24 protein-coding genes are annotated in these 19,618 nt (G+C 63.9%); 12 read left to right on the forward strand and 12 right to left on the reverse strand.

All coding sequences use genetic code 11. The features are described from left to right. Positions 1-88 precede the first annotated feature (88 nt). The 3 genes from FJ973_RS26360 (at position 89) to FJ973_RS26370 (ending at position 1,700) form a co-directional block, all read left to right on the forward strand. Positions 89-784, forward strand: a complete 696-nt coding sequence (locus FJ973_RS26360; RefSeq protein ID WP_140522522.1) for a YafY family protein — start codon at positions 89-91, stop codon at positions 782-784. A gap of 92 nt (positions 785-876) precedes the next feature. Next, positions 877-1,272: a VOC family protein gene (locus FJ973_RS26365; protein WP_140558397.1), complete on the forward strand. Its 396-nt coding sequence runs from the start codon at positions 877-879 to the stop codon at positions 1,270-1,272. After that, positions 1,269-1,700, forward strand: a complete 432-nt coding sequence (locus tag FJ973_RS26370) for an EVE domain-containing protein (RefSeq protein ID WP_140558399.1) — start codon at positions 1,269-1,271, stop codon at positions 1,698-1,700. The genes FJ973_RS26365 and FJ973_RS26370 overlap by 4 nt, the downstream gene beginning before the upstream one ends. A gap of 1 nt (position 1,701) precedes the next feature. Here the strand turns inward: FJ973_RS26370 and FJ973_RS26375 are convergent, their stop codons facing one another. From FJ973_RS26375 to sppA, 4 genes are all read right to left on the reverse strand, one after another. After that, complete coding sequence (locus FJ973_RS26375) at positions 1,702-2,667, reverse strand: ornithine cyclodeaminase family protein (RefSeq protein WP_140558401.1); 966 nt, start codon at positions 2,665-2,667, stop codon at positions 1,702-1,704. Positions 2,668-2,721: 54 nt separating this feature from the next. Next, positions 2,722-3,054 (reverse strand): DUF1049 domain-containing protein, encoded by a 333-nt coding sequence (locus tag FJ973_RS26380; RefSeq protein ID WP_140500210.1) that lies wholly within the window; start codon positions 3,052-3,054, stop codon positions 2,722-2,724. A 53-nt stretch (positions 3,055-3,107) separates the two neighbouring features. Then, entirely contained in the window at positions 3,108-3,392 is a 285-nt protein-coding gene (locus tag FJ973_RS26385; protein ID WP_006200394.1) for an integration host factor subunit beta, read from the reverse strand. Positions 3,393-3,472: 80 nt separating this feature from the next. After that, positions 3,473-4,429 (reverse strand): signal peptide peptidase SppA, encoded by a 957-nt coding sequence (gene sppA, locus FJ973_RS26390; protein ID WP_140522514.1) that lies wholly within the window; start codon positions 4,427-4,429, stop codon positions 3,473-3,475. Positions 4,430-4,812: 383 nt separating this feature from the next. Between sppA and lptC the strand changes: the two genes are divergently transcribed. The 6 genes from lptC (at position 4,813) to ptsN (ending at position 10,003) form a co-directional block, all read left to right on the forward strand. Beyond that, positions 4,813-5,526 (forward strand): LPS export ABC transporter periplasmic protein LptC, encoded by a 714-nt coding sequence (gene lptC, locus FJ973_RS26395; protein WP_140500206.1) that lies wholly within the window; start codon positions 4,813-4,815, stop codon positions 5,524-5,526. Continuing rightward, entirely contained in the window at positions 5,513-6,097 is a 585-nt protein-coding gene (locus FJ973_RS26400; protein WP_140500204.1) for an LptA/OstA family protein, read from the forward strand. Before lptC ends, FJ973_RS26400 begins: the two co-directional genes overlap by 14 nt. After that, complete coding sequence (lptB, locus tag FJ973_RS26405) at positions 6,097-6,915, forward strand: LPS export ABC transporter ATP-binding protein (protein WP_140500202.1); 819 nt, start codon at positions 6,097-6,099, stop codon at positions 6,913-6,915. Before FJ973_RS26400 ends, lptB begins: the two co-directional genes overlap by 1 nt. Before the next feature lie 195 nt (positions 6,916-7,110). Then, positions 7,111-8,637 (forward strand): RNA polymerase factor sigma-54, encoded by a 1,527-nt coding sequence (rpoN, locus tag FJ973_RS26410; RefSeq protein WP_140558403.1) that lies wholly within the window; start codon positions 7,111-7,113, stop codon positions 8,635-8,637. A 264-nt stretch (positions 8,638-8,901) separates the two neighbouring features. Continuing rightward, on the forward strand, positions 8,902-9,480 hold the full coding sequence (gene raiA / locus FJ973_RS26415) for a ribosome-associated translation inhibitor RaiA (RefSeq protein ID WP_140500197.1): 579 nt from the start codon (positions 8,902-8,904) through the stop codon (positions 9,478-9,480). Positions 9,481-9,538: 58 nt separating this feature from the next. Beyond that, positions 9,539-10,003, forward strand: coding sequence for a PTS IIA-like nitrogen regulatory protein PtsN (gene ptsN, locus FJ973_RS26420; protein WP_135898701.1), 465 nt, complete (start codon positions 9,539-9,541; stop codon positions 10,001-10,003). Positions 10,004-10,072: 69 nt separating this feature from the next. Here the strand turns inward: ptsN and FJ973_RS26425 are convergent, their stop codons facing one another. Both FJ973_RS26425 and FJ973_RS26430 read right to left on the reverse strand, forming a co-directional pair. After that, the gene (locus FJ973_RS26425) at positions 10,073-10,330 is read right to left on the reverse strand and encodes a DUF1150 family protein (protein WP_140558405.1); all 258 of its coding nucleotides are present in this window, start codon (positions 10,328-10,330) and stop codon (positions 10,073-10,075) included. Between the two features lie 76 nt (positions 10,331-10,406). Further along, positions 10,407-10,832, reverse strand: coding sequence for an Hsp20 family protein (locus FJ973_RS26430; protein WP_013893014.1), 426 nt, complete (start codon positions 10,830-10,832; stop codon positions 10,407-10,409). Positions 10,833-11,133: 301 nt separating this feature from the next. Here FJ973_RS26430 and FJ973_RS26435 point away from each other — a divergent pair, with 301 nt between their 5' ends. After that, the gene (locus tag FJ973_RS26435) at positions 11,134-12,075 is read left to right on the forward strand and encodes a nucleoside hydrolase (RefSeq protein ID WP_140558406.1); all 942 of its coding nucleotides are present in this window, start codon (positions 11,134-11,136) and stop codon (positions 12,073-12,075) included. Between the two features lie 173 nt (positions 12,076-12,248). On the opposite strand, the gene FJ973_RS26440 is transcribed toward FJ973_RS26435, so the two are convergent. The 4 genes from FJ973_RS26440 to FJ973_RS26455 all read right to left on the reverse strand — a co-directional run bounded on the left by FJ973_RS26440 (position 12,249) and on the right by FJ973_RS26455 (position 16,369). Continuing rightward, positions 12,249-12,863 (reverse strand): LysE family translocator, encoded by a 615-nt coding sequence (locus FJ973_RS26440; RefSeq protein WP_140522507.1) that lies wholly within the window; start codon positions 12,861-12,863, stop codon positions 12,249-12,251. Positions 12,864-12,973: 110 nt separating this feature from the next. Continuing rightward, positions 12,974-14,413 (reverse strand): amidase, encoded by a 1,440-nt coding sequence (locus FJ973_RS26445; RefSeq protein WP_140558408.1) that lies wholly within the window; start codon positions 14,411-14,413, stop codon positions 12,974-12,976. Positions 14,414-14,423: 10 nt separating this feature from the next. Next, entirely contained in the window at positions 14,424-15,329 is a 906-nt protein-coding gene (locus FJ973_RS26450) for a ribokinase (protein ID WP_140558410.1), read from the reverse strand. A gap of 161 nt (positions 15,330-15,490) precedes the next feature. Continuing rightward, complete coding sequence (locus FJ973_RS26455; RefSeq protein ID WP_140500187.1) at positions 15,491-16,369, reverse strand: bifunctional helix-turn-helix domain-containing protein/methylated-DNA--[protein]-cysteine S-methyltransferase; 879 nt, start codon at positions 16,367-16,369, stop codon at positions 15,491-15,493. Positions 16,370-16,483: 114 nt separating this feature from the next. Here FJ973_RS26455 and FJ973_RS26460 point away from each other — a divergent pair, with 114 nt between their 5' ends. Continuing rightward, entirely contained in the window at positions 16,484-17,299 is an 816-nt protein-coding gene (locus FJ973_RS26460) for a class I SAM-dependent methyltransferase (protein WP_140558411.1), read from the forward strand. Positions 17,300-17,344: 45 nt separating this feature from the next. Here FJ973_RS26460 and FJ973_RS26465 read toward each other — a convergent pair whose 3' ends face one another. Then, positions 17,345-17,839: a DUF2244 domain-containing protein gene (locus FJ973_RS26465; RefSeq protein WP_140500184.1), complete on the reverse strand. Its 495-nt coding sequence runs from the start codon at positions 17,837-17,839 to the stop codon at positions 17,345-17,347. Between the two features lie 22 nt (positions 17,840-17,861). Here FJ973_RS26465 and nth point away from each other — a divergent pair, with 22 nt between their 5' ends. Then, a complete protein-coding gene (gene nth, locus FJ973_RS26470) occupies positions 17,862-18,665 on the forward strand; it encodes an endonuclease III (RefSeq protein WP_140558413.1) in 804 nt (267 codons plus the stop codon). Between the two features lies 1 nt (position 18,666). On the opposite strand, the gene FJ973_RS26475 is transcribed toward nth, so the two are convergent. Continuing rightward, a partial coding sequence (locus FJ973_RS26475) for a tripartite tricarboxylate transporter permease (RefSeq protein WP_181166230.1) occupies positions 18,667-19,618 on the reverse strand: 952 nt, incomplete at its 5' end.

Raw genomic sequence — 19,618 nt, forward strand, 5'->3', positions numbered from 1 at the left:
GCTTCGCAACCAAGTCCGCCGCGCAAGCGTCGCCTGGTCATGTCGGCTTGCGATGGACCAATATCAAAGAAACAGGCAAATCTTCGATATGTCCCGCTCCGAACGCCTGCTCGACCTGATCCAGACATTGCGCCGGCATCGCATGCCGGTGAGCGGGCAGTCGCTCGCCGACGAACTCGGGATTTCAATTCGCACGCTTTACCGGGACATCGCAACGCTGCAGGGCCAGGGGGCGCCGATCGAAGGCGAGGCGGGGCTCGGCTATGTGCTGAAGCCCGGATTCATGCTGCCGCCGTTGATGTTCAGCGACGAGGAGATCGAGGCAATTGTGCTCGGTTCGCGCTGGGTCGCCAAGCAGCCGGATTCGCGGCTTTCGTCAGCGGCCGTCAACGCGCTTGCCAAGATCGCGTCGGTGCTGCCTGATGATCTGCGCGAGGATCTCGACGCCACCACACTGCTGGTCGGGCCGCCCGCCCCGACTGTTGAAAGCATCGATCTCGGCCTGGTGCGGCAGGCGATCCGCAACGAGCGCAAGCTGGACTTCTTCTATCGCGATGCCGGTGGCGCGGGCTCGCGGCGCATCGTGTGGCCGTTCGCGCTTGGTTTCTTCGACAAGGTGCGGGTCGTGGTGGCGTGGTGCGAAATACGGCAGGATTTCCGGCATTTTCGCGCCGACCGCATAGCCGAGCTCAAGACGACGGATCTGCGCTATCCGCGCCGCCGTCAGGCGCTGCTGAAGGAATGGCGGGCGACGCTCGACACCCCACGGCAGGAGCGGTTGTAAGCTGTCTACGGCGCCTCTCGTTACGCATACTGCCAGAATCTGACAGTGGCGCGCTTTATATCTGTCCCGGTCGAAACCCCTGGAGAACAGACATGGTCACCCCCAATTTCGTCATCCTCTACGTCGACCAGCCGCAGCGTAGCAGCGCCTTCTACAGCGCGCTGCTCGGCCGCGAGCCGGTCGAAAGCGCGCCGACATTCGTGCTGTTCGTGCTCGACAACGGTTTCAAACTCGGTCTCTGGTCGAGGCATACGGTGGAACCGGCGGCGGCAGCGGCCGGCGGCGGGGCGGAGCTGGTCTTTGCGCTGGAGACGCCCGAGGCAGTCGACGCCGCCCATGCCGACTGGTCCGGACGTGGGCTGAAGATCCTGCAGGCGCCGACCGACATGGATTTCGGCCGCACCTTCGTTGCGCTCGATCCCGACAACCATCGCCTGCGGGTCTACTGGCTGTCGGACGGGCAGCAGGCCGACGGGGAGCAGGAATGAGCGCGTATTGGATCGCGGTGGCGTCGGCGCAGCACGTCCGGCGCGGCCGCGAGGGCGGCTTTATGCAGGTCAACCACGGCAAGGCGGCGCCGCTGCGGCGGATGCAGCCCGGGGACGGCATTGTTTATTATTCGCCGACAACGATTTTGGGCGAGAAAGACGGGCTGCGGGCGTTCACGGCGATCGGCACGGTACGGGAGGGAGAACCCTATCAAGGCGACATGGGCGGCGGCTTCACGCCCTTTCGCCGCGACGTCGACTGGGCGGCGGCCGGGGAAGCGCCGATCAAGCCATTGCTCGACAGGCTGGACTTCACGGCCGGCAAGCCGAATTGGGGGTATCAACTGCGCTTCGGCCTGTTCTCGATAAGCGCGGCCGATTTCGCCGTAATCGCCGAAGCTATGGGCGCTAACCAGCCGGGACAGTAAGCTAGCTCCTGAGCGCCTTGTAGACGGCAATGCCGGCGGCAAGGTCCTCGAGCGCGGCGCCGACCGACTTGAACAGCGTGATCTCGTCGGCGCTCCGGCGCCCTTGCTTCTGACCGCGCGCCAGCTCGTGCAAATCGGCTATGATGGCTTCCGATTTCAGCACGCCGGAAGCGAGCGGTATGACGATGTCGCCCGCTTCCTTGGTGGCGCCGGCGCGGGTGTCGACATAGACCCGGGCGCGCCCTATCGCCTCGTCGTCGCTTTCGCGCATTGTCGGGGTGAAGCCGCCGACCATGTCGACATGGCTTCCCGGCTTCAGGCGGGCGCCCTTGATCAGCGGATCGGTGGCGATCGTCGCCGACGAGACGATATCGGCCTGGCCGAGCTCGGCATCGAGATCGGTCGCTGCGCTCGCCGCGAAGCCCTCGGCGCGCAGTCCGGCGGCGACCTTCTCGGCGTTGTCCAAGGTGCGATTCCAGATGCGGATGGTCCTGATCGGCCGCACGGCGCAATGCGCCTTGGCGAGGAATGGCGACAGCGCACCGGCCCCGATCACCAGCAGCCGGGAAGCGTCTTCGCGCGCCAGATAGGATGCGGCGAGCGCCGAGGCGCAGGCCGTGCGCCATTGCGTCAGCCGCTGGCCGTCGATCAGGGCCTCCGGTTCGCCGGTGGCGCCGTTGAGCAGGAGATAGACCCCCATCACTGCCGGTTTGCCGATGGCATTGTTGTCGGGCGAGACGGTAACGATCTTGACGCCGATATGCCCCCCGGCCGAGATGCCGGCTGCGTTGAAATCGGTCCAGGCCGGCATCAGCAGCAAGGTCGAGGCCTCACCGTCCGGCCGTTCGACCGTGTGATGGTGCCGGACGGGTTGCACCGCGCCGTCACGGAAAGCCACGCGCAGCGTCTCCACTAGGCCCGGGAAGGTCAACGACTGGTCGACCTCTGCGGCCGAAATGGTCAGCATGGGAAACTCCGTGAAGAAAATCGCGGGCCCGAGAACCCACAGCCCGTGCGGCGGTCAGTTGGTCGGCTTCGGCAGCACCGGTCCCTGCGGTGTCGACGGGGTGCGGCCGATCGCCTGGCGCAGGTTCTCGGCCTCGACGCCGCGCTGGCGCGCCAGCTTGCGGTAGCGTCCCTGCTTGACCCAGGTCGCCAGGCTGCCGACGACCATGCCGACGGCGAGGGCCAGGAACAGGAAGATGAACAGCGGCAAAGTGAGCGTCAGCGCCGGATTGCCGGGATTGAATGGATCCAGCGTGAAGGCGACGAGTTCGCGATTGGCGACGGCCAGCGCGATCAGGATGATCGCCAGGGGCACGAAGACCACGATGAGCATGAAGCGATTGAGCATGATGTTTTCCGTCGGAAACCGACCTCCCGGGAAGGGCCGGTCTGGCGTCGCGCCTACTTTCCGCCATTCAGCCTTTCGCGCAGTTCCTTGCCGGTCTTGAAGAAAGGCACCCATTTCTCCTCGACCTCGACGGATTCACCAGTGCGCGGGTTGCGGCCGGTGCGGGCGGGGCGGTTTTTCACCGAAAAGGCGCCGAAGCCACGCAATTCGACCCGGTTGCCTTCGGCGAGCGCGTCGGTGATCTCGTCGAAAATCGCGCCGACGATGTTTTCAACGTCGCGCAGGAAAAGATGCGGATTGCGCGTGGCAATAATCTGCACAAGTTCGGACTTGATCATCGGACGGGTCCCCTGAAATCGGTGCGGTCGAAATTATGAGGATGATTTTGTTTGCTTTTTCATCCACCCCAAACGGCATCTCAAGGGTGCCAGACGGAAACGAGACCGTCAAGAAACAAGCGGTCGGCGCCAAGTTCATGGATGATATCGCCGCTGTAGTCCGGCAGGCCGAGCGCGCCGGCGATCGTGCGCACCATCGCTTTGGAAAACAGGAAGCCGCCGCGCCGCTCAGTGTCCTTCCATTCGACCACCTTGAGTTTCGAGTCGACGCCCTTGGTCGCCAGCCAGTCGATCGCCTCGGTCTCGCCGCCGACGGCGTCGATCAGGCCGTTGGCGACCCCTTGGCGACCGGTAAAGATCGATCCGTCGGCGAGCGCCAGCGCTTGCTCGCGGGTCATCTTGCGGCGTTCGGCGACGATGCCGACGAACCAGTCGTAGCTGTCGAGGATGAGCTTGCGGACCATGGCGCGCTCGTCGTCGTTGGTCGGCTTGAAAGGCGAGGGCGAGGCCTTGAGCGGCGAGGATTTCACTTCCTCCAGCTTGACGCCGAGCTTGTCCATCAGGCCGCTGACATCAGGATACTGGATCAACACGCCGATCGAGCCGACGATCGAGGTCTTGCGGGCGACGATGTGATCGGTGGCGCTCGCGATCATGTAGCCGGCCGACGCGGCGAGCGTGCCGACCTCGGCCGCGACAGGCTTGTCGGCGGCGAGCTTGCGCACCTCCTCATAGATCGATTCACCGCCGACGGTGGTGCCGCCGGGGGAATCGATGGCGAGGATCACGCCTTTCACCCTCGGCGACTTGCGGATGGCTTCCAGCCGCTCGATCAGTTCGTCGTCCTCGGTTATGGTGCCTTCGATCCTGACCTTGGCGATATGATCGACGGCCGACCCGCCGAAATCGTCGCGATAGAACCAGGCCGAGATCGCAATGACGCCGAGCGCAACGATGGCGATGGCCGCAGCGCGCCAGAAGGTCAGCTTACGCCGCAAGCGGCGGCGGTCGATCAGGTCGTCGGCTCTCAATGCCATGGTCAGCCTCACGGTCGATGGAAAGAGATGCTTTTAGACCATGACGTCCCGGTCTGGAAGCAATTCCGTCTGCGCATGACGCGGCAATCCGCGCGCGGCGCACGCGAGGCAAGTGCGCGTCAGCGTCCGCCAAGACGTCGGTTTCGTGATTGGTCCGTGAAACGAACGGCAGGTAAGGAGAGAGCCGGCGGTAACGAAAAATGTACGCCAGACGTCTATTTCTGCTATGAAGCAGGGCTGTCGGTGTCGATCCGTTCTGATCTGCACGACCGCAACTGTCACATTTTCGCGGTTTTCGTCGGCTTGTGCTTGCTTGAAAGCGCCGACGTCCCACCTATAGGCGGTGTTGCCCGGCGGGCAGGGGTTTTTAGAAGAAAGCAGTTATGTTAGCGCGAACGAGTGAAGCGAGCAGCACCGAGACGGAGTTGGCTCCCCCGGCGGACGGCCCGGCGAGGGGGGACGCGTTCGATCGCGCACGGCGGCATTCGCGCCGCGTGCGCGTGCTCAAATTCGCCGTGCCGGTGCTGGCGGCGTTGATCGCCATCGCCTTCCCGGTCTATTCCTACCTCGCCGCACCGGTGTCCGTCGCGGTCCAGGCGGAAGGCACCGCCTTTTCCAACGGCAAGCTGGTGATGGCCAACCCCAAGCTCAACGGCTTCACCAAGCAGAAATTGCCCTATTCCATGACGGCATTGCGCGCCATACAGGACGTCAGCACGCAAGGCATCATCGAACTCGACGGCATCGACGCCAAGGTGCCGATCGCGGCCGACAATGTCGCTGCGATCAAAGCCACGCATGGTACCTACGATCGCGAAGGCAATACGATGCACCTGACCAGCGACGTCACGATCGCCACGACCGACGGCCTTCAGGCCAGGTTCAAATCGGTCTTCCTCGACATGGGCAAAGGCACTATGAAGACGGATGATCCCGTGGACGTCAGCCGTGACGGGTCGCAGATCACCGCGAATTCCTTGTCGGTGCAGGACAATGGCAAGGTTCTGGTGTTCGAGAACAAGGTGCGCGTCAATATCGATCCCGCCAATCTGAAGGCGGCAGAGGCAAAGGGCGAAGAAGCGAATGTGGCTCATTAGTTCGACACGGCTTGCCGCCGCAGCTTCGGCGCTGCTTTTGCTGGGGCTTGCGCCGGCGCTGGCGCAATCCACCGCCGAGAGCGCGTCCGGGCTCAAACTGTCGGGCGACAAGCCCATCCAGATCGAGAGCGACAAGCTGGAGGTCCGGCAGGCGGACAACGTCGCCGTGTTCACCGGCAACGTCACGGTCGTGCAGGGACCGACCCTGCTCAAGTCCGGCAAGATGATGGTCTACTACGTCAAGGACCCGAACGCGGCCGCAAAGGGGACGGAAGCAGCGGGAGCGGCGATGACCGGCTCCGCCAACATCGACCACCTTGAAGTCAGCGGAAAAGTTTACATCAAGTCGAATGACCAGATCGCGACCGGTGACAATGGCACCTTCGACATGAAGACGCAGGTGCTGGTCCTGTCCGGCAAGGAAGTGGTGCTGTCGCAAGGCCCCAATGTCCTCAAGGGCTGCAAGCTCACCGTGCAGATGAAGACTGGCCTCGCCAATGTCGACGGCTGCGGCGGACGTGTCATCATGTCGATGACGCCACCGCCGAAATCGGGAGCGACGAACCCCTGATGGCCAGCCTGTCGTCGCTGACGGCGCGTCTTCCGGGGCGGGCCGCCGGCAAGGTTTCGGCTCCGGCCACGGTCACCGCCGATAAGGCGAAGTTCAAGGGAACCTTGATCGCCAAGGGCCTGACCAAGAGCTACAAGGGTCGCAAGGTGGTCAGCGGCGTCACGCTCGGGGTGCGTGCCGGCGAGGCCGTCGGGCTGCTCGGTCCGAACGGTGCCGGCAAGACCACCTGTTTCTACATGGTCACCGGCCTGGTGCCGGTGGACGAGGGCACGATCGAGATCGACGGCTTCGATGTCACCTCCATGCCGATGTACCGGCGTGCTCGTCTGGGCATCGGATATCTGCCGCAGGAGGCCTCGATCTTCCGCGGCCTCAGCGTCGAGCAGAACATTCGCGCCGTGCTGGAAGTGGTCGAAAAGAGCCGCAAGGAGCGCGAGCGCAGCCTCGACGAACTGCTCGAGGAGTTCCACATCAGCCATCTGCGCAAGGCGCCATCGATGTCGCTTTCCGGCGGCGAACGTCGGCGCCTGGAGATCGCGCGTGCGCTGGCCACGCGCCCGGCCTACATGCTGCTCGACGAGCCTTTCGCCGGCATCGACCCGATTGCCGTCGCCGACATCCAGCAACTGGTGCGTCATTTGACGGCGCGCGGCATCGGCGTGCTCATCACCGATCACAATGTGCGCGAGACGCTCGGCCTGATCGACCGCGCCTACATCATCCATGCCGGCCAGGTGCTCACTCATGGCCGGGCCGATGAAGTGGTCGCAAATCCCGACGTGCGGCGGCTCTATCTGGGCGAGGGATTCACGCTTTGAGCGTGAAATTTGTTTCCTGACGCGATTTTTTGCCTGTCAGGGGCCGCTTTTTCGTGATTTTGCTCCGGGATAACGCTCCGGTAAGCGGGTTTTGCTAGCGTTTGCCTTGACAAGCAAAAGCCGGGCCAGTTTCTATCGGTTCGCGAAAATTCCTTCCGGCAGTCCGGATGCAGACGAGGCGTTTGAAACCGAACCATGGCGTTGGCGGCGAAACTACAGCTACGACAGTCGCAGTCGCTGGTGATGACGCCACAGCTGATGCAGTCGATCCGGCTGCTGCAGTTCACCCATGCCGAACTCGAGCACTTCATCGACGAGGAGATCGAGCGCAACCCGTTGCTGGAGCGCGCCGAGCCGCAGGACGACGCCGCCAGCGACCAGGCGCCGAGGACCGAGGCGGCACCGGAAACGGCCGACGACGGCGACTGGTTCGAGACCGAAGCGGGATGGAGCGCCGAGGCGATCTCGGAAAAGCTCGACACATCGCTGGAGAACCTGTTCCCGGACGACCCGGGCACCAGCGAGCGGCTCGGACCAGACCTCACGGCACAGTGGAAATCGGCGACCGGCAATGGCGGCACGTCCTCGTCCGAAGGCTTCGATGCCGGCGACATGGCGGCGACCGCGATCACGCTGCGCGATCATGTCAGCGAGCAGATCGCGCTCGCTTTCGCCGATCCGGCGGCGCGCCTGATCGCCGGCGAACTCGCGGACGGCCTCGACGAGACCGGCTATATGCGCGCCGATATGGCTGAGATAGCCTCGCGCCTTGGTAGCGGCGCCGACGCCGTGGCCAAGGTGCTGTCGGTGTGCCAGACCTTCGAGCCGGCCGGCCTGTTCGCCCGCGACCTTGCCGAATGCCTGTCGCTGCAACTTGCCGTGCGCGACAGGCTCGATCCGGCGATGAAGGCGCTGATTGCCAATCTCGAACTCCTGGCGCGCCGCGATTTCCACACGCTGAAGCGGATCTGCGGCGTCGACGAAGAGGACCTGCTGGACATGCTGGCCGAGATCCGGGCGCTCGATCCGCGGCCGGGCATGGCATTTTCGGGCGGCGCCAGCGACGCCGTCATTGCCGATGTCGAGGTGCGCGCGGCCAATGACGGCAGCTGGACGGTCGAGCTCAACGCCGAAACGCTGCCGCGCGTGCTGGTCGACCACATCTATTTCGCCCAGGTTTCGCCGCACGCCAAGAACCAGGCCGAAAAGGATTTCCTGGCCGAGTGCCTGCAGAACGCCAATTGGCTGACGCGCAGCCTCGATCAGAGGGCAAAGACCATTCTCAAGGTCGCATCGGAGATCGTGCGCCAGCAGGATGCCTTCCTCGTCCATGGCGTGCGCCAGCTGAAGCCGCTCAACCTGCGCACGGTGGCCGACGCCATAGGCATGCACGAATCGACCGTCAGCCGGGTCACCGCGAACAAGTACATGCTGACGCCGCGCGGCGTGTTCGAACTGCGCTATTTCTTCACCGCCTCGATCGCCTCGTCGGGCGGTGGCGAGGCGCATTCGTCGGAAGCGGTGCGTGACCGCATCAAGCAATTGATCGACGAGGAAAAAACCGTCGACGTCCTGTCCGACGACGCGATCGTCGACATGTTGCGCGAAAGCGGCGTCGATATCGCCAGGCGTACGGTCGCCAAATACAGGGAAGGCATGAATATCCCGTCCTCGGTGCAGCGCCGGCGCGAGAAGCGGGCCCTTGCCAGCGCCGGGCGCTAGGTTCGGCGATTTCCACAGGGTTCGTGCTTCATTGACAAGCTGCGGTGAAGTGGCTAGAAGCCCGCCCGCATGAGACGGGCTCGGCGCCCGCCAGCGGATGGTCCGTCACGACAATGGCCTAGGGATGGTCAAGAAGGCGGCTTGTGATCAACCGGAAAGTTTGGATTTAAATCGGCGCGAGTGACGCCGCAAAGCTTGTGCGCACGGACCACGAGTATAAACTCCGGCCAGTTTGAAGCCTGAGCAAGGAAGGTCAGTTTTCAGATGAATCTGCGCATATCGGGAAAACACATGGATATCGGCGATGCGTTCCGTACGCGCATCAACGATCGTGTCGGCGAGGCGATCGGCAAATATTTCGACCGCGGCTTTGCCGGACATGTCACCGTCATCAAATCGGGCTCGCGCTATTCGGCGGATTGCATGATCCGGCTGGATTCCGGCGCTTCGCTGCAGGCGACCGGCGATGCCCAGGACCCGACGCTGGCTTTCGAGGCCGCGGCGGATCGTCTGGAAACCCGGCTTCGGCGCTACAAGCGCCGGCTGAAATCGCACAATTCGGGCAATGGCGAGCTCACCGATATCGCCTACACGGTGATGGCGCCGCTCGCCGATGACGACGAGGACATTCCGGAGGATTTTGCGCCGGCCATCGTCGCCGAATCGACCATGACGCTGAAGACCATGTCGGTGGCGTCGGCGGTCATAGAACTCGACACAAAGGACAGTCCGGTCTTCGTCTTCCGCAACGCCGGAAACAATCACGTCAACATCGTCTATCGCCGGCCGGATGGGAACATCGGCTGGATCGATCCGTCCACGACCAAGGTCGCACAGGGATAAAACCGGCCGCACGAGGGGTGGGGACTGGTGACGGCAGGCGAACAAGGGATTTTCAAGTATGGATCTGAGCGATCTCATCAACGTTCCGGCGATATTGCCGGCGTTGAAGGCGAACTCCAAGAAGCAGCTTCTGCAATTGCTGTCGGAGAGGGCGGCCGCGATTTCCGGCATTCCGGAGCGGGAGGTGTTCGACACCATCCTGCAGCGCGAGCGGCTCGGCTCGACCGGGGTCGGCAACGGCATCGCCATTCCGCACGGCAAGCTGGCCGGCGTGAAGCGCATCGCCGGCGTGTTCGCCCGCCTGGAGACGCCGGTCGATTTCGAGGCGCTCGACGACCAGCCGGTCGACCTGGTGTTCCTGCTGCTGGCCCCTGAAGGGGCCGGCGCCGATCATCTGAAGGCGCTGTCGCGCATCGCGCGGGTGCTGCGCGACGCCGATACGGTGGCCAAGATCAGGGGAACGCGCGACGCCGTGGCAATCCACGCGCTTCTGTCGGACACCCAGGCCTCGCACGCGGCCTGACGTTTTCTGGATAAACGATGGTCGAGGGCCGCCACGGGCGGCCCCGTTCGTTTTCAGCGGAAAATCGCCTTAATGAATGGCGACCGTGGTCAGGTCGTTTTCCATGGCGCCGGCCAGCGCGCGATCGCGCGCATCCGAAAGCAGGATCGGCTGGCCGTTGGCGGCAAACAGCGCCCACAATTCCATGCCGGGCGCGATTTCGCCAATGCCCGGGAAACGGCCGAGCAGTTCCTCGCTCGTTACCTTGCGCAGATAAGCGACCGAGCCCTCGCCGAGATGGGCGAATTCACCGCTGGTCATGGTGGGATTTTGGTCAATTCTGGTCATTTCAAGCCTCCTTGGCGCGAGACGCCGCCCTGGTCCTGGGCAGTAGGCCATCCCGCATGAGAGCCATCGGCAAAGATCAGTCTTTCACCGATATGTTTATTTTCCGTACCAGCCGCTCGGACTCGGGCCGATCGAGATCGATCGACAAAAGGCCGTTCTTCAACTCCGCCGCGATCACCCGCATGCCGTCGGCCAGCACGAAGCAGCGCTGGAATTGGCGTGCGGCGATGCCGCGGTGAAGAAATTCGCGCTCGGTATCGTCGGTCTGACGACCGCGCACGACCAACTGGTTTTCCTCCGTGGTGACATCGAGATCGCTTTCGGCGAAACCGGCGACAGCGAGCGTGATGCGCAGCCTTTCGGCCTTGCCGTCGGCGCCGCTGAGCCGCTCGATGTTGTAAGGAGGATAGCTGTCACCGGATTTCGCCAGGCGCTCCAGCGTCTTTTCCATGGCGTCGAAACCCAGGAGAAGCGGACTGGAGAAAGGCGTCATTCGGCTCATGTTACATTGTCCTCTCAAGAGCGACATAAACTGGAAAAACCCAGATGGCATTTTTCCCGATGGTCTTGATATGGTCCGCCCCACGACCAAGTTCAAGCCATCAAAACACCCGCCCAAAAAGACCACGTCGTGGACTCACAAGAATGATCGACATGGCGCTTGAAACGGCAGTGAGATGCAAGGAGAAGCGCTGCGCCGGGATTCGTCCCCCGGGCGGAGCGGTTCGGCAGCTCAAGGCCGGTTCGATGCGTTTCGCATGCTCGCTCGGACGCATGGGCTCATGGCCAAACAAGGAATTGAAATGCCCCAAACACGCAAGATCATCATCGACACGGATCCTGGCCAGGACGATGCCGTCGCCATATTGCTGGCGCTTGGCAGCCCCGAGCTGGAGATCGTCGGCATATCAGCCGTAGCCGGCAACGTGCCGCTGAACCTTACCGAAAAGAACGCCCGCAAGATCTGCGAACTGGCCGGCCGACCCGACATAAAGGTCTATGCCGGCGCCGTCCGTCCCCTGGCGCGTGAACTGGTTACGGCCGAGGCGGTGCATGGCCAAACCGGCCTCAACGGGCCGCAATTGCCCGAACCGACGATGAAGCTGCAGGATAAGTACGCCGTCGATTTCATCGTCGAGACGCTGATGAAGGAAGAGAGCGGCAGCATCACGCTGTGCGCTCTCGGGCCGCTCACCAATATCGCGCTGGCGCTGATCCGCGAGCCGAGGATCGCGCCGCGCACCAAGGAAATTATCCTGATGGGCGGTGGCTTCTTCGAAGGCGGCAATGTCACGCCGGCGGCCGAATTCAACATTTATGTCGATCCGCACGCGGCCGAGGTGGTGTTGAAATCCGGCATTCCGATCGTGCTGATGCCGCTCGACGTCACCCACAAGGCGCTGACCACCGCCAAGCGCACCCAGGCCTTTCGCAAGCTCGGCACCAAGGTCGGTACCGCAACGGCCGAGATGCTGGAGTTTTTCGAGCGTTTCGACGAGGAGAAATACGGCACCGATGGCGGGCCGCTGCATGACCCCTGCGTCATCGCCTACCTGTTGAAACCGGAGCTGTTCAAAGGCCGTAACTGCAATGTCAGCGTGGAAACCAGCTCGGAACTGACCATGGGCATGACCGTGATCGACTGGTGGGGCGTCACCAAGCGGGAAAAGAACGCCAAGGTGATGGGCGACATCGACCATGACGGCTTCTTCGCGCTGTTGCTGGAACGGCTGGGGCGGCTTTAAATCCGCCTCCTTACCCTCTCCCCTCGCGGGAAAAGGCGGCCTCGCGAAGCGAGGTCGGATGAGGGGTGTTCCGGGGAACGCCGACGCCTCACTCCGTCACGCACCCCTCAACCATCTCGGCGCTGCGCGCCGATCCACCTTCCCCCACAAGGGGGAAGGAAAGGCGGCGGTGCTCACTTCGACCGTGAAAACGCCAGCCACAGGCCGCCGCCGATCATGAAGCTGCCGCTGATCCTGGACAGGAGCTTGACGCGGCGGGCGGACAGGATGCGACCGGCGCGGCCGGCGGCCAGCGCATAAGTCGAATCCGACATGGCGGCGAAGATCATGGCGGTGAGGCCCATGACGGCGATCTGCAGCGAATAATTGCCTTGCGGCGCGATGAATTGCGGAAAGAAGGCGCCGAAGAAGATCAGCGTCTTCGGGTTGCTGAGCGCCACCAGCAGGCCCTGCACGAAAAAGCCGCCGCGCGGCTTCCGCGCCGTTCCGTCGGCGTTCAGCTTGCCCTTGGACCGGAACATCTGCACGCCCATCCAGATCAGGTAGGCGGCACCGATCAGCCGCACCCATTCGAACCAGTGCCCCATGCCCGATATCAGCGTGTTGAGGCCGATGCCGACGATGGCGATCATGACCGCCAGGCCGGCCTGCGTGCCGGCGACATTGGCCAGGCCGGCGCGGGAGCCATGACGGATGCTGTTGGCGATGATCAGCGTGACCGTCGGCCCTGGCACCAGGATGATGACGACGCACGCAAGGACATAGGCGGCATAGAGTTCCAGCGACATGATTTTTCCCTCGGGCAGAATGCCGCCTGTGCGGCGCCACAATCAATGCATGGCGGCGATGCCGGTGCAAGCCGGCACATGAAGCCGCGCGATACGCAGATGCACCGGATTCAGGCGCCGGACGGCCACGGCAGTGTCGTCTCATAGGCCGCCGCCGCCTTCAGCACAGCCATGTCGCCACGCGGCCGGCCGATCAGTTGCATGCCCATCGGCCGGCCTCTGGCCTCGAAGCCGACCGGCACGCTGACGGCCGGGCAGCCGCCCATGGTGGCGGGCGCCGAAACCTGCATCCAGCGGTGATAGCTGTCCATCGGCCGGCCGGCGATCTCGCGCGGCCAATGGGTGCCGACGTCGAACGGAAAGACTTGCGCGGTCGGCAATGCAATCAGGTCGAAGCGGTCGAACAGCGACAGCAGCGTCCGGTACCAGGACGTCCGGACGACCGAGGCGGCGCGAATCCGAGGCGCCGTCAGGAGTTGCGCGTTCTCCACCTCCCAGACGGCTTCGGGCTTCAACAGGGCGCGCCTGGCAGGATCGTCATAATGCACTTTCAGCGCGCAGCCGCTGCTTGCCTGGCGCAACGTCACGAAGGCCTGCCACAAGGCCTCGAAATCAAAATCCGGCACCAGTGCCTCGGCCTTGAACGAGGCCTCCCCGAAGCGGTCGAGCGCGGCCTGGCAGAGCTCGAGGATGCCGGGCTCCATGGGCAAATGCCCGCCCAGATCGCCGAGCCAGGCGACACGGCCGCCTTTGGCGGGCATATGCAGGCCTTCGAGGAAGGAGCCTTGTTTCTCATAGGACAAGGGTGCGCGCGGATGATGGCCCGCCTGCACGTCGAGCAGCAGCGCCATGTCGCCGACATTGCGACCCATCGGCCCATCGACGCCCATCTGGGCATGAAAGACCTCGACGTCCGGGCCGCCGGGGACGAGCCCCTGCGATGGCCGGAAACCATAGACATTGTTCCAGGCGGCTGGATTGCGCAACGAGCCGCCGAAGTCGCTGCCGTCGGCGACGGGCACCATGTCCAGCGCCAGCGCCACCGCGGCGCCGCCGCTCGAGCCGCCGGCGCTCAAATCTGGATCAAAGGCGTTCAGCGTCGGGCCGAACACGGGATTGTAGGTGTTGGAGCCGAGGCCGAATTCGGGAACGTTGGTCTTGCCGATGATGATGGCGCCGGCCTTGCGCATGCGCTCGACGAAGAAATCGTCCTCCTGCGGCACGAAATCGGCGAAGATCGGCGAGCCGAAGGAGGTGCGCAGGCCGCGGGTCATTGCGAGATCCTTGACCGCGATCGGCAGGCCGAAGAGCGCACCGGCCCGGTCCGGACGGGCATCGGCTGCGTCGGCCTCGCGCAGGATATCGCTACGATCGCGCAAGGAAACGATGGCGTTGACGAGCGGGTTGACGGCTTCGACGCGGTCGAGGAATGCCGTCACGACCTCACGTACCGAAAGTTTCCTTTGCCGGATCGCGTCGGCCAGCTCGACGGCGGACAGGCGGCAGATGTCGCCGGTCGGTGGCGCGGCATGCTTTGTCTGGGGGCGCATTCTGGTCGTCTCAGCGGGATTTCAGGAGTGCCTGGTCGACATCGGCGGCCAACGGGATGGCCGGCTGGGCGCCCGGCTTCAGGCATGCCAGCGAGCCGGCCGCGCCGGCCCGGGCGAGCGCCTGTTCGAGGGGCAGGCCCGACGACAGGCCGGCGGCGAAATAGCCGCAAAAGGTGTCGCCTGCACCAACCGTGTCGACCGGGGTGATCTTCAATGCGGGCACCGTCAGGGAATCGGTCGGCGTCGCCGCCATCACGCCGTCGCCGCCGAGCGTGACGACGATGGCGCGGCCGGTTTTCCCGGCAAAGTCGCGCATCCGTGCCGCGCGGTCGCGCCCGCTCAGCGACAGCACCTCGCCATAGAGGTCGAACTCAGTCTCGTTGGCGACGACATAGTCGGCCTTGCCGAGCAAGCCGGCCGCGTCGCGATGGAAGGGTGCGGTGTTGAGCACGGTGACGGCACCGGCCGCGCTTGCCTGATCGAGCGCGGCTTCGACGGTCGCAAGCGGGATCTCGTGTTGCAGGAGCATGACATCGCCTTTTCCGGGGAAGGCCTTGGACAGGTCGCCGGGCAGCACCGAGGCGTTGGCACCCGGCACCACGGCGATAATGTTCTCGCCATCGTCGCCGACCATGATCAGCGCGGTGCCCGTCGAGGCAAAAGTTTCGCCCACGCCAGACAGATCCACCTTGGCCTGGCGCAGCAGCGCCAGGGCCTCGCCGGCGAAACTATCCTTGCCGACGGCTCCCACCATGCGCACCTTGGCGCCGGCGCGCGCGGCGGCCAACGCCTGGTTGGCGCCCTTGCCACCGGGCGCGGTGGCGAAACCGGAGCCGCTCACCGTCTCGCCAGGGCTCGGCAAGCGGTCGACATTGGCAATAAGGTCGAGATTGATCGAGCCGACGACGATGATCAAGGAATGCCTCCTCATGAATGAGCGGGAAGCTATCCTGTAAGATCGTTGCTTTCCAGTGCATGCCGATATGGCAAGCGCTGCGGTGCCGCGTCATGCGAGTCAGCGGGGCGTCGTCGTTTTCCACGTGACAATGCCGGCGGAAGTTGCCGGCGTTCCCGATTTCAAGAGGTGACCTGTCCAGCCTCCCAGCCCAGAATGGCGCGCTTGCGGGTCAGGCCCCAGTGGTAGCCGGTGAGGTCGCCGGATTTGCCGATGGCGCGGTGGCAAGGCACCACGAAGGAGAGCGGGTTGGCGCCGTTGGCGGCGCCGACGGCGCGGCTGGCGCTCGGCGCGCCGATGCTGGCGGCAATCGAGGAATAGGTGCGAGCCTTGCCCATCGGAATCTGGAGCAAGGCCTCCCAGACGCGAACCTGGAAGTCGGTGCCGATCATCACGACATGCAGCGGCTGGTCCGGGCGCCACAGCGTCGGGTCGAAGATGCGTGCGGCGTAGGGACCGGTCGCGGCCATGTCCTCGACATAGACGGCATTCGGCCAGCGGCTGGACATATCGGCGAAAGCGGCGCGTTCCTCGCCCGGATCGCTAAAGGCGAGGCCGGCAAGCCCGCGGTCGGTGGCCATGATCAGGGCGGTGCCGAATGGCGAGCTATGATAGCCATAGCGGATGGTGAGCCCGGCGCCGCGCGTCTTGTAGTCGCCCGGCGACATCGCCTCATGGGTGACGAACAGGTCGTGCAGCCGGCCGGGGCCGGACATGCCGAGCTCGAACGATGTTTCAAGCAGCGGCATGCCGGAATCGAGCAGCCTGCGGGCATGGTCCAGCGTCACCGCCTGCAGGAAAGCCTTGGGCGAAAGGCCGGCCCAGCGTGTGAACAGCTTCTGCAGGCCGGTCGGCGTCTCGCCGACCTCCTCTGCAAGCTCCTCGAGGGAAGGCTGGTCGCGATAGTCGAGGCTGATCTTCTCGATGGCGCGGCGCACGATTTCGTAGTCGCTGCCTTCGGGCGTGATGTCCTTCTTGAGGACTGCTGTCTGTGTACTCATGGGACTTCTCCTTGAGCCGGAATATCAGCCCTTGGGGCGCCGATCACCACCCGAAACTTGCCTTCTTGCGGCGCATACCCAGATAAACTCTGGTTTTCGAGCCCAGGAGTCGCCATGGCGGGTGAAAAGGTAAATCTCGCCGGCGCGAAAGAAACCTTGCTGATGACGCTCTACGGCAAGGCGCTGGAAAGCCGGATGCCCCATTCGCTGCTTGGGGATCGTTTCGCCGACGAGGCGGTGCGTAAGATCGACTATGATTTCTCAAGACTCAAGGTCGACAGCAATCTCGGCATCGGCCTGGCGATCAGGGCAAAGACGCTGGACGTCCGCGTCGAGGAGTTTTTGGCCAGAAATCCTGATGCCATCGTGCTGCATCTGGGGTGCGGGCTCGACACGCGCATCTTCCGGGTCGATCCGCCGCCAGGCGTGGACTGGTTCGATGTCGACTATCCGGAAGTCATTGAACTCAGGCGCAAGCTTTACCCGCCGCGCGACCGCTATCGCCTCATCGCTTCGTCGGTAACAGAGCCGGACTGGCTGGCTGAAGTGCCCCGCAACCGACCGGCCATCGTGGTGGCGGAGGGGCTGACGCCCTATCTCCCGGCCGAGGAAGGGTTCCGCCTGTTCTCGCGCCTGGTCATACATCTTGCCGGCGGCGACCTGATTTTCGACGCTTACAGCGGTTTCGGCCTGAAGCTGCTGCGCCTCAATCCGGCGATCAGGGCGACAGGCGCCGAGGTCCACTGGGCGATCGAGGATCCGCGCGAACTGGAACTGGCTGTCCCGAAGCTGCGATTCATCGAAGACATTCCGGCCTATGGACCTGAACACGCCGCCCGCATGGGCTGGCCCGCGCAGCTGTTCGTTCGGCTTTGGAAATACATTCCCGCACTGCGCAAGATCGGCAGGCTTTTGCGCTATCGCTTCTGAAACGTCGTACCCTTGTTCGACGCGGTCCGGACGCAAGCTGTTCGGCTAGCGCGCCTTGGCGGTGGCGAGCGCACGTGAAAAGGCGGTGGCGAAGCTTTCGCGGGAATCGGGGTCGAGAAAGCCGCCGATCGCCACGTTTTGTCCCTGCGCCTCGACCGCCATCCGGGTGATGCCGATTTCGGCGTGACGGGCGACCGAAAAGCGCGCCCAGAACGGGTTGAAGCGGTGCGCTTCCGATTTTCCCGACGGCGCGGTCTTGCGGATATCGAGACTGGTGCGCGAGATCGACACCTCCTCGCGGGCGCGGGCGGCACGGTAGTTCATGCGGAAGGCAATGTAGACGGCGACAACGTCCAGACCGAAGAAGCCGAAAACCGGCCAGGCGCCGCGCGACAGGAAAAAAGCCCCGGTCACCAGCCAGCCGAACAGCAGCGCGACCATCAGCACGGCGAAGCCGGTCTTGCCCAGCGACCGGTGCGGGGTCAGCAAGGCGCTGAAGAAGGGTTCGTCCGCCTGGAACGAGGCATTTGTGTCGTTCATATCTGGATATTATAGGAAGGAAATGGCAAGCCCCAAGTCCAAAGTACCCGCACAATCCGAAAAGAAGCCACTGCCTGGACGGCGCGACGGCTCGAACGCCAAGCCGAGCCCCAGGCCGGCCCGATCCAGAACGCTCTACAGTCCGGCGGAGGTGCACGAGATTTTCCGGCGCTTTGCCGTCCAGCGGCCGGAGCCGAAGGGCGAGCTCGAACATGTAAACCCCTTCACCCTGCTGGTGGCCGTCGTGCTGTCGGCGCAGGCAACCGACGCCGGCGTCAACAAGGCGACGCGGGCGCTGTTCAAAGTCGCCGATACGCCGCGCAAAATGCTGGATCTGGGTGAGACCAGGGTCGGCGACTATATCAGGACCATCGGTCTGTGGCGCAACAAGGCCAAGAACGTCATCGCGCTGTCGCAGGCATTGATTCGCGATCATGGTGGCGAGGTGCCGGACAGCCGGGACGAACTGGTCAAATTGCCGGGGGTCGGGCGCAAGACCGCCAATGTCGTGCTCAACATGGCCTTCGGCCAGCACACGATGGCCGTCGACACGCACATCTTCCGCATCGGCAACCGCATAGGACTGGCGCCCGGCAAGACGCCCGACCAGGTCGAGCAGGGGCTGTTGAAGATCATTCCCGACGAATATATGCGCCACGCGCATCACTGGCTGATCCTGCATGGCCGCTACGTCTGCAAGGCGCGCAAGCCGGATTGCCCGGCCTGCGTCATCGCCGACCTCTGCAAGGCGCAGGAAAAGACGACCAGCGTGCCGGCGCCGCTGGTCGAGATCGCTCCGCTCGAGGAAGCGAGCGGAATTCAATAAGTTAACTCTCCTCCACAAACACCTCTTCGCGCTTCTTCTTGACCGCGGGCAGGAAGACGATGACGAGCACGGCGAGCGCGATGAGGAGCAGGCCGGCGCTGATCGGTCTCGTCACGAAGGCGCTGGGATCGCCACGCGACAGAATCATGGCCCGGCGGAGATTTTCCTCAAGCAGGGGGCCAAGCACGAAGCCGAGCAGCAGGGGCGCGGGTTCGCAGCGCAGTTTGGTCAGGAGATAGCCGAGGAAGCCGAAAAAGGCGACGGCGTAGAGGTCGTAGACATTGGTGTTGACGCTGTAAACGCCGATCGAGCAGAACGCCATGATGATCGGGAAAAGCACGTAATAGGGGATGGTGAGCAGCTTCACCCAGAGCCCGATCAGCGGCAGGTTCAGGACGATCAGCATCAGGTTGCCGATCCACATGGAGGCGATGATGCCCCAGAAAAGCGCCGGCTGTTCGGTCGCGACATTGGGGCCGGGCACGATGCCCTGGATGATCATCGCGCCGATCATCAGCGCCATGACCGGATTGGCTGGAATGCCGAGCGTCAGCATCGGGATGAAGGAGGTCTGCGCGCCGGCATTGTTGGCCGATTCCGGCCCGGCGACACCTGCGATCGCGCCCTTGCCGAATTCTTCGGGGTTTTTCGATACGCGCTTTTCGACCGTGTAGGAGGCAAAGGCCGCGAGGATCGCGCCGCCTCCCGGCAGGATGCCGAGCGCTGAACCGATGATCGTTCCGCGCACGATGGGCGCCGCCATGCGCCTGAAGTCGTCGCGGGTGGGCATGAGCCCTGAAACCTTTCGGATCATCACCGAGCGCTCATGCTCGTTCTCGAGGTTGCGCAGGATCTCGGCAATGCCGAAGACGCCGACCGCCACGGCGACGAAATTCAGCCCGTCGGCATATTCGGGGATACCGAGCGTGAAGCGCGGCGTGCCGGTGTAGATA

The sequence above is a fragment of the Mesorhizobium sp. B2-1-3 genome, from assembly GCF_006442495.1.
Classification (GTDB): domain Bacteria; phylum Pseudomonadota; class Alphaproteobacteria; order Rhizobiales; family Rhizobiaceae; genus Mesorhizobium.

What these genes read in the sequence shown, in the direction of transcription:
- FJ973_RS26360 (WP_140522522.1), top strand. Translation starts at nt 89, where the DNA reads ATGTCCCGCTCCGAACGCCTGCTCGACCTGATCCAGACATTGCGCCGG.
- FJ973_RS26365 (WP_140558397.1), top strand. Translation starts at nt 877, where the DNA reads ATGGTCACCCCCAATTTCGTCATCCTCTACGTCGACCAGCCGCAGCGT.
- FJ973_RS26370 (WP_140558399.1), top strand. Translation starts at nt 1,269, where the DNA reads ATGAGCGCGTATTGGATCGCGGTGGCGTCGGCGCAGCACGTCCGGCGC.
- FJ973_RS26375 (WP_140558401.1), bottom strand. Translation starts at nt 2,667, where the DNA reads ATGCTGACCATTTCGGCCGCAGAGGTCGACCAGTCGTTGACCTTCCCG.
- FJ973_RS26380 (WP_140500210.1), bottom strand. Translation starts at nt 3,054, where the DNA reads ATGCTCAATCGCTTCATGCTCATCGTGGTCTTCGTGCCCCTGGCGATC.
- FJ973_RS26385 (WP_006200394.1), bottom strand. Translation starts at nt 3,392, where the DNA reads ATGATCAAGTCCGAACTTGTGCAGATTATTGCCACGCGCAATCCGCAT.
- sppA (WP_140522514.1), bottom strand. Translation starts at nt 4,429, where the DNA reads ATGGCATTGAGAGCCGACGACCTGATCGACCGCCGCCGCTTGCGGCGT.
- lptC (WP_140500206.1), top strand. Translation starts at nt 4,813, where the DNA reads ATGTTAGCGCGAACGAGTGAAGCGAGCAGCACCGAGACGGAGTTGGCT.
- FJ973_RS26400 (WP_140500204.1), top strand. Translation starts at nt 5,513, where the DNA reads ATGTGGCTCATTAGTTCGACACGGCTTGCCGCCGCAGCTTCGGCGCTG.
- lptB (WP_140500202.1), top strand. Translation starts at nt 6,097, where the DNA reads ATGGCCAGCCTGTCGTCGCTGACGGCGCGTCTTCCGGGGCGGGCCGCC.
- rpoN (WP_140558403.1), top strand. Translation starts at nt 7,111, where the DNA reads ATGGCGTTGGCGGCGAAACTACAGCTACGACAGTCGCAGTCGCTGGTG.
- raiA (WP_140500197.1), top strand. Translation starts at nt 8,902, where the DNA reads ATGAATCTGCGCATATCGGGAAAACACATGGATATCGGCGATGCGTTC.
- ptsN (WP_135898701.1), top strand. Translation starts at nt 9,539, where the DNA reads ATGGATCTGAGCGATCTCATCAACGTTCCGGCGATATTGCCGGCGTTG.
- FJ973_RS26425 (WP_140558405.1), bottom strand. Translation starts at nt 10,330, where the DNA reads ATGACCAGAATTGACCAAAATCCCACCATGACCAGCGGTGAATTCGCC.
- FJ973_RS26430 (WP_013893014.1), bottom strand. Translation starts at nt 10,832, where the DNA reads ATGAGCCGAATGACGCCTTTCTCCAGTCCGCTTCTCCTGGGTTTCGAC.
- FJ973_RS26435 (WP_140558406.1), top strand. Translation starts at nt 11,134, where the DNA reads ATGCCCCAAACACGCAAGATCATCATCGACACGGATCCTGGCCAGGAC.
- FJ973_RS26440 (WP_140522507.1), bottom strand. Translation starts at nt 12,863, where the DNA reads ATGTCGCTGGAACTCTATGCCGCCTATGTCCTTGCGTGCGTCGTCATC.
- FJ973_RS26445 (WP_140558408.1), bottom strand. Translation starts at nt 14,413, where the DNA reads ATGCGCCCCCAGACAAAGCATGCCGCGCCACCGACCGGCGACATCTGC.
- FJ973_RS26455 (WP_140500187.1), bottom strand. Translation starts at nt 16,369, where the DNA reads ATGAGTACACAGACAGCAGTCCTCAAGAAGGACATCACGCCCGAAGGC.
- FJ973_RS26460 (WP_140558411.1), top strand. Translation starts at nt 16,484, where the DNA reads ATGGCGGGTGAAAAGGTAAATCTCGCCGGCGCGAAAGAAACCTTGCTG.
- FJ973_RS26465 (WP_140500184.1), bottom strand. Translation starts at nt 17,839, where the DNA reads ATGAACGACACAAATGCCTCGTTCCAGGCGGACGAACCCTTCTTCAGC.
- nth (WP_140558413.1), top strand. Translation starts at nt 17,862, where the DNA reads ATGGCAAGCCCCAAGTCCAAAGTACCCGCACAATCCGAAAAGAAGCCA.